The organism is Acinetobacter sp. WCHAc060033, assembly GCF_004209125.1.
GTDB classification, from domain to species: Bacteria; Pseudomonadota; Gammaproteobacteria; order Pseudomonadales; family Moraxellaceae; genus Acinetobacter; species Acinetobacter wuhouensis.
On sequence record NZ_SGSW01000072.1, the window covers coordinates 1 to 12,387 of the forward strand.

Here is a 12,387-nt window from a genome sequence, read left to right on the forward strand (position 1 = left end):
CGCGCAGGAAACGCAACCGTTCCAGTGTTTTGGCATCGAAAACGTTGTAGCCACCTTCGGTTCGCCAGGCGGGATGCAACAACCCGCGCATCAAGTAGTCGCGCACAACATGCACGCTTACGCCTGCATCTTCAGCAAGCTTCGAAATCGAGTAGGCATTCATGCCGTGTTTCGCTCGCTGTCTTCTAACAGCTTATGCGCGATCAGATGTCCGAGACCGAATGCATTCTCGACAGGCACGAGCTCTATCCCCGGGTGCGTCGAAGCCCATGCATTTGCAACAGAAGGCGATGCAAAAAAATGCACATGACAGCAAAAGGAACAGCGAATGTCGGGTGAAGCATCCGGCGTTAGCAGAGACACCATTGTTTCCGCCGGTTCAACCTGAAGCACTGCTTCTGGCGCAACTGTGAGCGTAATCGGCCTGCCGGTGGCAGCACAGCGCGACGTGACACGGGCTGTTTTGCCAATCAAAGCGGGAAACATCAAGGTGTCGAGCGCACACCAGGTGTATAAACGGCGGCCATCCACTTCAAAAACGTGAGGGGTTTCGCGTAGCGTCAGGCCCAGTCCAATGATATTGCCCTGCTCGTCATATTCGGTACCGGGCGCCGGCTCAAGTACAGTTGCAACCCTCTGCCCAGACCATCCGAGTGCGGTGCCGAGCGCTTCGCGTGACACAGGCCTTCCCATCACAAGCTGACGAAGCAGGGTGACGAAGAGGGTTGCGAACTCTTCTGGATGATTGCCAGATGAGAGGCTCTCGGCAATCTTTTTGGAATATATAGTCTTGTCCAATTTCCACCTCCAACATCCAAGCAGCGGTTACGCGGCATAAACCCACCCTTGGCGATTACATGCCGCGCTTTTCAAAGATCACGTCAGCGTGCGCTTTGCCGGCGTTTCCATTCCTGGACCAGCAATTGCGCTTGCTGCACCTGTTCGGGCTTCATTTGAGCCGCATAGTCGGCAATGACTTTTGCTGCCGTTGGTTCTCCTGACGCTGCTGCCAGACTCATCCACTTGTAGGCCTGAACCTGGTCGCGCGCGACCTCACCGAGCCCCTTCGCAAACAGTTGAGCCAGCCTGACTTGAGCCTGCGTGTGTCCCTGCTCGGCAGAGAGGCGGTACCACTTGAACGCCTGTGCATCGTCGGCAGGAGCCGCACGCCCTTTCTTATACATACCGTCGACTTCGCTTGCGTAGAGGCGCCCCAGGTTGAACTGCGCATCAGCTTCACCCTGCTCGGCCGCCCTGCGAAACCACTGGATCGATGCAGCATGGTCTTGTTTTACGCCCATACCGCATTTGTAGGCAAGACCCATGATGTTCTGCGCCATGGCATCGCCCGCCCTCGCTTTCTTTTCCCAGCCGTCGACGGTCTCCGGCGCCAATGTTTCGATCGCTGCTCCCAGCTTAGAAAAGTCGTAGGCCGCCAGCGCATTGTTTGACAAGCCAAACGCTGCAGTACCCGCCAACAGAATGGTTAAGCATGCACGGGTGCAACGTGCTGTTAGTCTAATATCGCAAAACATAAAAACTCCTCTGTCGCTCTTTTCGTGTCCTTGGTTTAGCCCGCACAGCACGATAGCTGTGTCACATCCTTCGAGAAAGTCTGTGCCACCAGTTTGAGACCTTCCACCATGGTGAGGTAGGTGAAAAGTTGGTTGGCAAGATCCTGGACGGTCATGCGAGCCCGGATGGCAATCGCGGCAGTCTGGATGATCTCGCCTGCTTCCGGTGTTACAGCCTGAACCCCAAGAATGCGTCCAGATTCAGCCTCAGCGACAAGCTTGATAAAGCCGCGCGTGTCGAAGTTGGCGAGTGCACGCGGCACATTGTCGAGCGTGAGAGTACGACTGTCGGTTTGCAGGCCGATGCGCTGGGCTTCTGCTTCACTGTAGCCAACCGTGGCAACTTGCGGATCAGTGAACACGACTGCCGGCATAGCGTCGAGATCGAGCGTTGCGTCGCCGCCTGTCATGTTGATACCGGCACGGGTGCCAGCGGCGGCTGCAACGTAGACGTACTGCGGTTGGTCGGTGCAATCGCCGGCTGCATAAATGTTCGGTGCGCTCGTTCGCATGCCTTTATCGATCACGATGCGATGTTGCGAGTCGAGCGCCACACCTGCTCGTTCAAGATCCAGGCTGGTGGTATTCGGTGCGCGGCCGGTAGCAACGAACAATTGATCCGCGCGCAACTCTCCCTGCGGGGTCGTGAGGATGAATTGGCGATCGGAATAGGTCACGGCACTTGCCTGTGTCTGTGTCAACACCGTGATGCCTTCCGCTCGGAAGGCAGCGGTCACGGCCTCGCCAATGGCAGGGTCCTCGCTCGCAAACAACGTGCGCCGCGCCAGGATCGTGACTTCGCTGCCCAGCCGTGCAAACGCCTGCGCCAGTTCCAGCGCTACTACTGAGGCACCGATTACTGCGAGCCGTTTCGGAATGGTCTCGCTAACCAGCGCTTCGGTGGAAGTCCAATAGGGGGTTTCTGCAAGACCAGGCAACGGCGGAATGGCTGCGCTCGCGCCGGTAGCAATGAGACAGCGGTCAAACGCCACTTCGTGCCAGTCCCCTTCTGCAGCTTCCACGATAAGCGTGTGGCCATCCTTGAAACGGGCGCTGCCTCGTACCAGATTGATTGACGGATTGCTTTCGAGGATGCTTTCATATTTGGCAATTCGCAGCTCGTCCACGCGCGCCTGTTGCTGGACAAGCAAACGGTCACGCGAGACAACAGGCGGCGTCGCAGTGAGCCCCACGTCAAAAGGACTTTCACGGCGCAGATGAGCGATATGGGCTGCCCGAATCATGATCTTGGAGGGAACGCAACCCACGTTGACGCAGGTGCCGCCGATAGTCCCGCGCTCGATCAGCGTGACCCGGGCACCGTTTTCCGCCGCTTTGAGCGCAGCCGCCACAGCGGCTCCGCCGCTACCGATAACCGCCACATGTAACTGACCGGCCAGCTCCTCCACCGCGCGGTCACCGCTCAGCCACTGGGCGGCTCTGCCAAGAAGTCCTGGCCGTTCAGCACTGCGCCTTTTGCTTTCCACTTCGTCTGCAGGCTTAGCACGATAACCAAGTGCCCCCACTGCCGTCACGAGTGCCGATACGTCAAGCCTATTGCCCGTGACCTGCGCCCTGTTCGCCGGATAATCGACAGACGCTCGTATCACGCCGGGAACCGCCAGCAGCGCGTCCTCAACGTGCTTTGTGCAACTTGGGCAAGTCATGCCCGCCACGCTCAGACCAACTTCGTTTAATTCTTGCATTTTGCTCTCTCTTTCATCCGTTATGCCCAAGCCGAGTCGTACAACGCCTCGGTAACTGGATCAGTTTTTCGCATCAGCGAACAGGCTCCGTACGTCATTTACAGGTTGTGCACGGAATGACTGACAGTAGAATCGCCAGAACAACATCTCTATCTGGCTCTGGCGACGCCGCCGTCATTTGATGCCTTATTTCTTCAGTTCAGAAGGGTAGCCCACGTCCGTCGTCGCCTTGTTCAATGCCTGGACGCTGGTTTTCGCATCGTCGAACGTCACAACAGCCAGCTTGGTTGCGTAGTCGACCTCGATCTTGCTAACGCCCTCTACCTTGCTCAGCGCCTTCTTCACGGTGATAGGGCAAGTCGCGCAGGACATTCCGGGAACGGACAACGTGACCGTCTGCGTGGCGGCCCAGGCAGGGACAGCGAAGGTAGCGGCAAGGGCAAGAGCGGTAAGCAGTTTTTTCATGATTTTTCCTCAATTAGTAGAACAGGGGCATTACATACGGGAACGTTAGTGCAACGACAACTAGCGCAGCCACAATCCAAAAGATGACTTTGTACGACGTCTTGGCTTGTGGGGCAGCGCATACATCGCCAGGCTCGCATGCTTGCGTAGTCCGGAAGATGCGGCGGTAGGCAAAGAACATTGCTATCAATGCCGCACCGAGAAAGATGGGGCGGTAAGGATCCAATGCCGCCAAGTTACTCATCCAAGCGCCGCTGAATCCCAACATGACCAACACCAACGGCCCCAGGCAGCAGGCCGACGCAAGAATGGCGGCCAGCCCACCAGCAAACAGGGCGCCGCGGCCTTTTTGCGGCTCAGACATAAATTCTCCTTTGCAAGATCCATCGAAAACATGATCGTACGTCCGGAGCTAAGTACGGAGTCAAGGACTTTGGAAAAACAGCGGCGGGTTCCGCCTGGCCCGTGGCGTGCACCCCTGGCGGCTACGGCCTGTTCGACGATGCTGCCTTGCAACGGCTGTGCTTCGTACGGGCGGCCTTCGAGGCGGGTATCGGCCTGGATGCGTTGGCGCAGCTGTGCCGGGCGCTGGATGCTGCGGACTCCGAGGAAGCGGCCGCGCAGCTTGCCGTGCTGCGCCAGCTCGTCGAGCGCCGCCGCCAAGCGCTGGCGAACCTGGAAGCCCAGTTGACTGAATTGGCGCATGGCGCGTCGGCGCTTCCTGTATGAATAGTCAGGAGCGCATTCCCCCCGACACACCCAAGCCGCTCAGCGGCTACCTTTGGGGCGCGCTTGCGGTGCTCACATGTCCCTGCCACCTGCCGGTGCTCGCCGTTGTACTCCCCGGCACAGGGGGCAGCTGGCTCCTCGGAAAGCATCGGGTCATCGCGGCAGTCGCCCTGACGGGGCTGTTCATCCTGTCCTTGGCACGAGGGATCCGCGCTTTCAGGCGAAGTGCCTGATCATCGCCGGGCAGGACCGAAGTGACTGCCTTGCAACGGTTACAGAGCCAGGTTGAGCGCTCCAAGCCAGGTATTGCAGCAGTGCTGCCTTCGATGGACCAGTCGGTGGCGGCAACTTTGCACGCTTTAGAAAGTCCGAGTGGTCGTGTGCTTCGCATCCTGGCGTTCCGCGGAACGCACCTATTTTATCGAATTAGGAGAGTGAATGATGAAACGATACAACCTTGTGATTATTGGCACCGGGACGGCAGCGATGGTCGCCGCGATGCGTGTGCGGGCTGCCGGATGGAGTGTTGCGGTGATTGATTTCCGCCCCTTTGGTGGCACGTGCGCACTGCGCGGGTGCGATCCCAAAAAAATGCTCGTAGGCGGCGCCACCGCGGCGGACCACGCCCGTCGCATGCATGGCAAAGGCATTGCCGGCGAGACCCGTATCGACTGGCCGGCCCTGATCGCCTTCAAGCGGACTTTTACCGATCCCATTCCAGAAAAGCACCGGCAGCGTTACGCCGACAAGGATATAGATACCTATCATGGGCTTGCCCGCTTCACCGGCCGCCAAACGCTTGATGTCGAAGGCGAGCCGCTGGAGGCCGAGTACATCCTGATCGCCTCGGGAGCGGAGCCGATGAAGCTCGGCATCGCGGGCGAGGAGCACCTGATCACCCACGAGGAATTTCTTGAATTGGAGACCCTGCCGCGCCGGATCATTCTCGTCGGCGGTGGCTTTATCGCCTTCGAGTTTGCGCATACCGCACGGCGCGCAGGCGCCGAAGTCACCGTACTCGAGCAGGCTTCGCGCGTGCTCGGGCCATTTGACCCAGACCTTGTCGGGTGGCTGGTGGAGAAGTCTCGCGATCTCGGCATTGACGTGCGCACCGGGACCGCCGTCGAGACCATAGACCGGGACGGTGGCAGCTTCACCGTCCGTGCCGCTGCACATGGGAACTTGGAGACGTTCCAGGCAGACCTCGTTGTGCATGGCGCCGGCCGCGTGCCCGCGCTCGACGCGCTCGACCTGGACGCCGCCGGGGTGGCGCACGAGCGGGGCCGGATCAAGCTCAACGAGTTCCTGCAGAGTGTCTCTAATCCGGCGGTGTATGCGGCCGGCGACGCCGCGCAAGTGGGCCCACCCCTGACGCCGGTGTCGAGCCACGATGGCAAGGTGGTTGCGTCGAATCTGCTGAACGGGAACCACCAAGAGCCGAACTACACCGGGGTGCCGAGCGTGGTCTTCACGATCCCGCCCCTTGCCGCCGTGGGACTAGGCGAAGCTGAGGCGCGCCGGCAAGGCTACAAGTTCCGCATGCAGAGCGAAAAGGCATCCGACTGGTTCACGGCGCGTCAGGCCGCAGAGCCTGCTTATGGATTCAAGGTGCTCATCGACGAGGAAACTGACCGGGTGCTCGGCGCACATCTACTGGGCCCGCATGTGGATGAGGTGATCAACATCTTTGCTCTCGCAATACGCCATGGCCTCACGGCGGAACAGCTCAAGACGACGATGTTCGCCTATCCCACCGGTGCGTCGGACATTGGATATATGTTGTAGTCCGGCCGTAAATCCGACACGGGCCAGGAGCGGCCGTGATATATCGGCCGATAGGCGTCAGATTGAGGCATACCCTAACCTGATGTCAGGATGCCCCGAATTGATCAGTCAGGATAGAGTCCGTTTCGTGATTTCTTGAAAGATGCCGCGAAGGGTCATAGAGTTTCCCTGACACTTTCGCCTCTTGGAGACTCATCTTGCACGGTCAACGCATGGGCTATATCAGGGTCAGCAGTTTCGACCAGAACCCAGAACGCCAACTCGACAACGTCCAGGTGGATAAGCAGTTCATCTACAAGGCTTCGGGGAAGGACACCCTGCGGCCGCAGCTCGATGCCATGCTGTCATTCGCGCGCGAGGGTGACACTGTGGTGGTGCACAGCATGGATCGCCTTGCCCGCAACCTAGACGACCTGCGCCGCCTGGTGCAGCAGCTCACCAAGCGCGGCATCCGCATTGAGTTCGTCAAGGAGTGCCTCAGCTTCACTGGCGAGGATTCGCCGATGGCGAACTTACTGCTGTCGGTAATGGGAGCGTTCGCTGAATTCGAGCGGGCGCTGATCCGCGAGCGGCAGAGAGAGGGGATCGCGCTGGCCAAGCAGCGCGGCACTTACCGTGGCCGTAAGATGGCGCTTGTGGACGACCAGGTTGTCGAGCTACGCCGCCGCGCCGGTGCCGGCGAGCAGAAAGCCACGCTTGCGCGCGAGTTCGGCATCAGTCGCGAGACGCTGTATCAATACCTGAAAGTGGCGCCAACGGCTTAACCCGGTTTTCCGTTCCACTGCACCTCAGACCCCAGGAAGACCGCGCGGCCTTCATCGCCGCGGTGGACAAGGCAAGCCACCATGTCGAACGTCAACCGACTAAAAGCGCTTCACCCTCAAACCAATCTCCTTGATTCAAACCCGACCGCCTTGGACACTTTTACTTCACGACTGCAAGCTCTGGACACTTTTGCTTCTTTAAATCGGACACTTTCACTTCAACGAACGAAAATGGCCGGAATCCCGGCCGATGATCGTTCTGCTTAGCGTACGTTTTTTTCCGAATTCTGCGACGCCCCCTTATACAAGAAGTTTAACGGATAAAGAGCAAAATAATATTCAGGCAGGGATTCAGTATAAAACCATTCATTTAACCGATGAATACTTTTCCCCGTTAATTATCCGCAAGGCATTAATGTCAGCAGAAAACAATTTCTTTCGATTTAATCATCTGAAAAATCACATTGTTGGGATAAAAAGTATTGATGAATTGATCGAAAAGTATCTACCTTTATATGAAATTAAATATTCGTATTCAGAAGGTAAGGACATTAACCAACTTGAAGCGCATGAAAAACTGCAATTATTGGTCGGTGTGATTTTACCCGAAGTGCGTAAAGCCATAGATCGGCACATGCCACAGATTACAGGAAGTCATATTTTTAGACCTAAATCACTATCCTCTATCTTTCAGCAAGAAAAGAACATCTACTTGGTTTCGTTCCCTATCCAAGATTCAGATGGTGAAACGAGTGATCATGCACCTGATGAACGTGCAAAACCACAGTCAAGCCATGACAACCCCGATCTACAGTTTGATGTTGAAACTGCCGATTGGTACGCCTACAGTGAAAACTATGGCACAAGTGAAGAAAAACGCTTTGTTAAGTTTGTTGCAACTCAAATTGACGAGCTTAAATCACGCTACAAGGGTGCAGAGATTTACCTGATACGGAATGAACTCGATTATTGGTTGTTTAGCCCTAAAGATGGTCGTAGATTCAGCCCTGACTACATGCTGATCATTAATGATGCTGAAAATAGTGAAATGTACTATCAATGCTTAATTGAGCCTAAAGGTGGTCATTTGCTTGAAAAGGATACTTGGAAAGAGGAAGTATTGATTAGTTTGGATGATGAAAGCCAAATTGTTTTTGATGCAGATCAAGATGATTCACAAAACTATGTTGAGTTCTTAAATGAAGTTAAAGAGCATGGTTATAAGGAAGTTAAATGTTTAGGCTTCAAATTCTACAATACCGAACCACGATCTGAATCAGATTTTGCTATTGATTTTCACAATAGGATGCCGAGTTAATCTAGGTTTCTCACTGTAACCTGCTGATTATTATCTTTTTGTGAAGTTGCTACATAATATTGTTTTTATTGCTTAAAATTATATTCCGATGCTTGGTCAAAACTGCAAGTATGCAGTCTTGACCAGGCATCTAGGGGTCGTCTCAGAATTCGGAAAATAAAGCACGCTAAGGCGTAGTCACCCCGTGACTCCCCCGCGCCGATGCAGCGAGCTTCGTTCCGTCTTGCAGTGACGCAATCAGCGGGCAGGAAACGTTCCCTTTCCGCGCATGGCAGGCGCACATCAGTTCAGACAGCACGGCCTCCATGCGTGCCAAGTCGGCCATCTTCTCGCGCACATCCTTGAGCTTGTGCTCGGCCAGACCGCTGGCTTCCTCGCAATGGGTGCCATCCTCCAGCCGCAGTAGCTCGGCGATTTCGTCCAGGCTAAAGCCCAGCCGCTGGGCCGATTTCACGAACCGCACTCGTGTTACATCCGCCTCGCCATAGCGGCGAATGCTGCCATAGGGCTTGTCTGGCTCCGGCAGCAGGCCCTTGCGCTGGTAGAACCGGATGGTCTCCACATTGACCCCGGCCGCCTTGGCAAAAACGCCAATGGTCAGATTCTCAAAATTAATTTGCATATCGCTTGACTCCGTACATAACTACGGAGGTAAGCTTAAGCTATCCAAACCAAATTTGAAAGGACAAGCGTATGTCTGAACCACAAAACGGGCGCGGCGCGCTCTTCGCCGGTGGGCTGGCCGCCATTCTTGCGTCGGCCTGCTGCCTGGGGCCGCTGGTTTTGATCGCCTTGGGGTTCAGCGGGGCATGGATCGGCAACCTGACGGTATTGGAGCCGTATCGGCCGATCTTCATCGGCGCGGCGCTGGTTGCACTGTTCTTTGCCTGGCGGCGCATCGTCCGCCCGACCGCAGCCTGCAAGCCGGGCGAGGTGTGCGCGATTCCGCAAGTGCGCACCACCTACAAGCTCATTTTCTGGTTCGTCGCCGTGTTGGTCTTGGTCGCGCTTGGTTTTCCCTACGTCATGCCATTTTTCTACTAATCAGGAGTTCATCATGAAAAAGCTGTTTGCCTCCCTCGCTCTCGCCGCTTTCGTTGCCCCCGTGTTCGCCGCCACTCAGACCGTCACGCTGTCCGTGCCTGGCATGACCTGCGCCTCTTGCCCGATCACTGTCAAGCACGCGCTTTCCAAGGTTGAGGGCGTGAGCAAGACCGACGTAAGTTTCGACAAGCGCCAGGCCGTCGTCACCTTCGACGATGCCAAGACCAACGTCCAGAAGTTGACCAAGGCGACCGAGGACGCGGGCTATCCGTCCAGCCTCAAACGCTGATCCGTTAACCGAACTCGGGAGCGACACATGGGACTCATCACGCGCATCGCTGGCAAAACCGGCGCGCTCGGCAGCGTCGTTTCCGCGATGGGCTGCGCCGCCTGTTTTCCTGCCATCGCCAGCTTTGGCGCGGCCATCGGACTGGGCTTCTTGAGCCAGTACGAGGGGCTATTCATTGGCATCCTGCTGCCGATGTTCGCCGGCATCGCGTTACTCGCCAATGCTATCGCTTGGCTCAATCATCGACAGTGGCGACGCACGGCGCTCGGCACGATAGGCCCGATCTTGGTGCTGGCAGCGGTGTTTTTAATGCGGGCTTACGGCTGGCAGAGCGGTGGACTGCTCTATGTCGGCCTGGCCTTGATGGTTGGGGTGTCGGTCTGGGATTTCATCTCGCCAGCACATCGCCGCTGCGGGCCGGACAGCTGTGAATTGCCAGAACAACGTGGCTGACGGCAACAGCCGTAGCCACCACAGAAAAGGAAAAATACATGACCCATCTAAAAATCACCGGCATGACCTGCGACTCGTGCGCGGCGCACGTCAAGGAAGCGCTGGAAAAAGTACCCGGCGTCCAATCTGCCATAGTGTCCTATGCCAAGGGCGCGGCCCAGCTCGCCCTTGATCCAGGCACAGCGCCGGACGCACTGACCGCCGCCGTGGCTGGCCTGGGCTACAAAGCGATGCTCGCCGATGCCCCGCCGGCCGACAAGGGCAGCGGCGGCGAGCGCCCGTTGCAAGTCGCCGTGATCGGCAGCGGTGGAGCCGCGATGGCGGCAGCACTGAAGGCCGTCGAGCAAGGCGCGCAGGTCACGCTGATTGAGCGCGGCACCATCGGCGGCACCTGCGTCAACGTCGGTTGTGTGCCGTCCAAGATCATGATCCGCGCCGCCCACATCGCCCATCTGCGCCGGGAAAGCCCATTCGACGGCGGCATGCCACCCACACCGCCGACGATCTTGCGCGAGCGGCTGCTGGCCCAGCAGCAGGCCCGTGTCGAAGAACTCCGTCATGCCAAGTACGAAGGCATCCTGGACGGCAATTCAGCCATCACCGTTCTGCACGGTGAAGCGCGTTTCAAGGACGACCAGAGCCTTATCGTTAGTTTGAACGAGGGTGGTGAGCGCGTCGTGATGTTCGACCGCTGCCTGGTCGCCACGGGTGCCAGTCCGGCCATGCCGCCGATTCCGGGCCTGAAAGAGTCACCCTACTGGACTTCGACCGAGGCCTTGGTCAGCGACACCATTCCCGAACGCCTGGCCGTCATCGGCTCGTCGGTGGTGGCGCTGGAACTGGCGCAAGCCTTCGCCCGGCTGGGTAGCCAGGTCACGATCCTTGCGCGCAGCACGCTGTTCTTCCGCGAAGACCCTGCCATCGGCGAGGCCGTCACAGCCGCCTTCCGTGCCGAAGGAATCAAGGTACTGGAACATACGCAAGCCAGCCAAGTCGCCCATGTGGACGGCGAATTCGTGCTGACCACTGGACAGGGCGAAGTGCGCGCCGACAAGCTGCTGGTCGCCACCGGCCGGACACCGAACACGCGCAGCCTGGCATTGGAAGCGGCGGGGGTAGCCGTCAATGCGCAGGGGGCCATCGTCATCGACAAGGGCATGCGCACCAGTAGCCCGAACATCTACGCGGCCGGCGACTGCACCGACCAGCCGCAGTTCGTCTATGTGGCGGCAGCGGCCGGCACTCGTGCGGCCATTAACATGACCGGCGGCGACGCCGCCATCAATCTGACCGCGATGCCGGCCGTGGTGTTCACCGACCCGCAAGTGGCGACCGTGGGCTACAGCGAGGCGGAAGCGCACCACGATGGCATCGAAACCGACAGCCGCACGCTGACGCTCGACAACGTGCCGCGTGCGCTTGCCAACTTCGACACACGCGGCTTCATCAAGCTGGTCATTGAGGAAGGTAGCGGACGGCTCATCGGCGTGCAGGCGGTTGCCCCGGAAGCGGGCGAACTGATCCAGACGGCTGTTCTCGCCATTCGCAACCGCATGACGGTGCAGGAACTGGCCGACCAGTTGTTCCCTTACCTGACGATGGTCGAGGGGTTGAAGCTCGCGGCGCAGACCTTCAGCAAGGACGTGAAGCAGCTTTCCTGCTGCGCCGGGTAATCGGAATCAAATCACCAAACCCCAAGGAGCCAAACAACTATGGAAACATCAACCTTCGTCAAAGAAATCGCGGAGCGTTTCTCGGTTATCAACCGACTACATCCCACTGAACTCTTGCTTCCGCTTCTTCGCGAGATTGCCAAGGGAAGTCCCGTCTCGCGGAAAACGCTCGCGACCGTGCTCGACTGGCCGGCCGACAGAGTCGCGGCAGCACTCGATCAGGTCCCCAGCACCGAGTATGACGACGACGGCAATATTGTCGGCTATGGCCTTACGCTGCGCGAAACCCCGCATACCTTTGAGATTGACGGCCAACGTCTCTACACGTGGTGCGCCCTAGACGTATTAATATTCCCGGCTTTGCTCGGCAGGAGCGCGTACGTCTCCTCGCGCTGCCCTACAACGGGTGAAGAGGTATCGCTTACGGTGGCGCCAGATGGGCTGCACCGGCTCGAACCGGCGAGCGCAGTTGTGTCACTGGTGCGACCAAATGCGTCATCCGACATTCGCTGCTCCTTCTGCTGCCACGTCCACTTTTTTGCCAGCGCCGCTGCCGCTGACGATTGGGTCGCGCAGCATGAGGGTGC

Annotated in this window: 16 protein-coding genes and 1 pseudogene; 10 read left to right on the forward strand and 7 right to left on the reverse strand. The window is 57.9% G+C overall.

Going from position 1 to position 12,387, the window contains the following annotated elements; all coding sequences use genetic code 11:
• The 6 genes from EXE10_RS19160 to merT (EXE10_RS19185) form a co-directional block, all read right to left on the reverse strand.
• Positions 1-163: MerR family transcriptional regulator (locus EXE10_RS19160; protein WP_034714743.1), on the reverse strand; the 163-nt coding region annotated here is incomplete at its 3' end.
• Complete coding sequence (merB, locus tag EXE10_RS19165) at positions 160-798, reverse strand: organomercurial lyase MerB (protein ID WP_033917449.1); 639 nt, start codon at positions 796-798, stop codon at positions 160-162. The genes merB (EXE10_RS19165) and EXE10_RS19160, both read right to left, overlap by 4 nt.
• 83 nt (positions 799-881) lie before the next feature.
• On the reverse strand, positions 882-1,535 hold the full coding sequence (gene merG / locus EXE10_RS19170; RefSeq protein ID WP_033869423.1) for a phenylmercury resistance protein MerG: 654 nt from the start codon (positions 1,533-1,535) through the stop codon (positions 882-884).
• Between the two features lie 35 nt (positions 1,536-1,570).
• Positions 1,571-3,280, reverse strand: a complete 1,710-nt coding sequence (gene merA / locus EXE10_RS19175) for a mercury(II) reductase (RefSeq protein WP_033917451.1) — start codon at positions 3,278-3,280, stop codon at positions 1,571-1,573.
• Positions 3,281-3,466: 186 nt separating this feature from the next.
• A complete protein-coding gene (gene merP, locus EXE10_RS19180) occupies positions 3,467-3,745 on the reverse strand; it encodes a mercury resistance system periplasmic binding protein MerP (RefSeq protein WP_005028432.1) in 279 nt (92 codons plus the stop codon).
• A 13-nt stretch (positions 3,746-3,758) separates the two neighbouring features.
• Positions 3,759-4,109, reverse strand: coding sequence for a mercuric ion transporter MerT (gene merT, locus EXE10_RS19185; protein ID WP_005028429.1), 351 nt, complete (start codon positions 4,107-4,109; stop codon positions 3,759-3,761).
• A gap of 98 nt (positions 4,110-4,207) precedes the next feature.
• Between merT (EXE10_RS19185) and merD the strand changes: the two are divergent.
• The 5 genes and pseudogenes from merD to EXE10_RS21740 form a co-directional block, all read left to right on the forward strand.
• Positions 4,208-4,474: pseudogene (merD, locus tag EXE10_RS19190) on the forward strand (mercuric resistance transcriptional repressor MerD); the annotation flags it as partial.
• Positions 4,471-4,707, forward strand: a complete 237-nt coding sequence (gene merE / locus EXE10_RS19195; protein ID WP_010591735.1) for a broad-spectrum mercury transporter MerE — start codon at positions 4,471-4,473, stop codon at positions 4,705-4,707. The pseudogene merD and the gene merE, both read left to right, overlap by 4 nt.
• A 205-nt stretch (positions 4,708-4,912) precedes the next feature.
• Positions 4,913-6,259, forward strand: coding sequence for a dihydrolipoyl dehydrogenase family protein (locus EXE10_RS19200; protein ID WP_033917452.1), 1,347 nt, complete (start codon positions 4,913-4,915; stop codon positions 6,257-6,259).
• A gap of 197 nt (positions 6,260-6,456) precedes the next feature.
• The gene (locus EXE10_RS19205; protein WP_033917453.1) at positions 6,457-7,023 is read left to right on the forward strand and encodes a recombinase family protein; all 567 of its coding nucleotides are present in this window, start codon (positions 6,457-6,459) and stop codon (positions 7,021-7,023) included.
• A 250-nt stretch (positions 7,024-7,273) separates the two neighbouring features.
• On the forward strand, positions 7,274-8,341 hold the full coding sequence (locus tag EXE10_RS21740; protein WP_223213852.1) for a hypothetical protein: 1,068 nt from the start codon (positions 7,274-7,276) through the stop codon (positions 8,339-8,341).
• Between the two features lie 166 nt (positions 8,342-8,507).
• Here EXE10_RS21740 and merR read toward each other — a convergent pair whose 3' ends face one another.
• The gene (merR, locus tag EXE10_RS19215) at positions 8,508-8,963 is read right to left on the reverse strand and encodes an Hg(II)-responsive transcriptional regulator (protein ID WP_001166626.1); all 456 of its coding nucleotides are present in this window, start codon (positions 8,961-8,963) and stop codon (positions 8,508-8,510) included.
• Positions 8,964-9,034: 71 nt separating this feature from the next.
• Between merR and merT (EXE10_RS19220) the strand changes: the two genes are divergently transcribed.
• From merT (EXE10_RS19220) to merB (EXE10_RS19240), 5 genes are all read left to right on the forward strand, one after another.
• Complete coding sequence (merT, locus tag EXE10_RS19220) at positions 9,035-9,385, forward strand: mercuric ion transporter MerT (RefSeq protein WP_001294659.1); 351 nt, start codon at positions 9,035-9,037, stop codon at positions 9,383-9,385.
• Between the two features lie 13 nt (positions 9,386-9,398).
• The gene (gene merP, locus EXE10_RS19225; protein ID WP_004178136.1) at positions 9,399-9,674 is read left to right on the forward strand and encodes a mercury resistance system periplasmic binding protein MerP; all 276 of its coding nucleotides are present in this window, start codon (positions 9,399-9,401) and stop codon (positions 9,672-9,674) included.
• Between the two features lie 27 nt (positions 9,675-9,701).
• Positions 9,702-10,127 (forward strand): organomercurial transporter MerC, encoded by a 426-nt coding sequence (gene merC / locus EXE10_RS19230; RefSeq protein ID WP_000522996.1) that lies wholly within the window; start codon positions 9,702-9,704, stop codon positions 10,125-10,127.
• A 38-nt stretch (positions 10,128-10,165) separates the two neighbouring features.
• Complete coding sequence (gene merA, locus EXE10_RS19235) at positions 10,166-11,800, forward strand: mercury(II) reductase (protein ID WP_033917455.1); 1,635 nt, start codon at positions 10,166-10,168, stop codon at positions 11,798-11,800.
• 39 nt (positions 11,801-11,839) lie between these two features.
• A partial coding sequence (merB, locus tag EXE10_RS19240; protein WP_130114450.1) for an organomercurial lyase MerB occupies positions 11,840-12,387 on the forward strand: 548 nt, incomplete at its 3' end.

Excerpts from the sequence above, each read along its gene's own strand:
- merP (WP_005028432.1), bottom strand. The coding sequence starts at position 3,745 with ATGAAAAAACTGCTTACCGCTCTTGCCCTTGCCGCTACCTTCGCTGTC.
- merT (WP_001294659.1), top strand. The coding sequence starts at position 9,035 with ATGTCTGAACCACAAAACGGGCGCGGCGCGCTCTTCGCCGGTGGGCTG.
- merA (WP_033917451.1), bottom strand. The coding sequence starts at position 3,280 with ATGCAAGAATTAAACGAAGTTGGTCTGAGCGTGGCGGGCATGACTTGC.
- merR (WP_001166626.1), bottom strand. The coding sequence starts at position 8,963 with ATGCAAATTAATTTTGAGAATCTGACCATTGGCGTTTTTGCCAAGGCG.
- merC (WP_000522996.1), top strand. The coding sequence starts at position 9,702 with ATGGGACTCATCACGCGCATCGCTGGCAAAACCGGCGCGCTCGGCAGC.
- merT (WP_005028429.1), bottom strand. The coding sequence starts at position 4,109 with ATGTCTGAGCCGCAAAAAGGCCGCGGCGCCCTGTTTGCTGGTGGGCTG.
- merE (WP_010591735.1), top strand. The coding sequence starts at position 4,471 with ATGAATAGTCAGGAGCGCATTCCCCCCGACACACCCAAGCCGCTCAGC.
- EXE10_RS21740 (WP_223213852.1), top strand. The coding sequence starts at position 7,274 with ATGATCGTTCTGCTTAGCGTACGTTTTTTTCCGAATTCTGCGACGCCC.
- merG (WP_033869423.1), bottom strand. The coding sequence starts at position 1,535 with ATGTTTTGCGATATTAGACTAACAGCACGTTGCACCCGTGCATGCTTA.
- merA (WP_033917455.1), top strand. The coding sequence starts at position 10,166 with ATGACCCATCTAAAAATCACCGGCATGACCTGCGACTCGTGCGCGGCG.
- EXE10_RS19200 (WP_033917452.1), top strand. The coding sequence starts at position 4,913 with ATGATGAAACGATACAACCTTGTGATTATTGGCACCGGGACGGCAGCG.
- merP (WP_004178136.1), top strand. The coding sequence starts at position 9,399 with ATGAAAAAGCTGTTTGCCTCCCTCGCTCTCGCCGCTTTCGTTGCCCCC.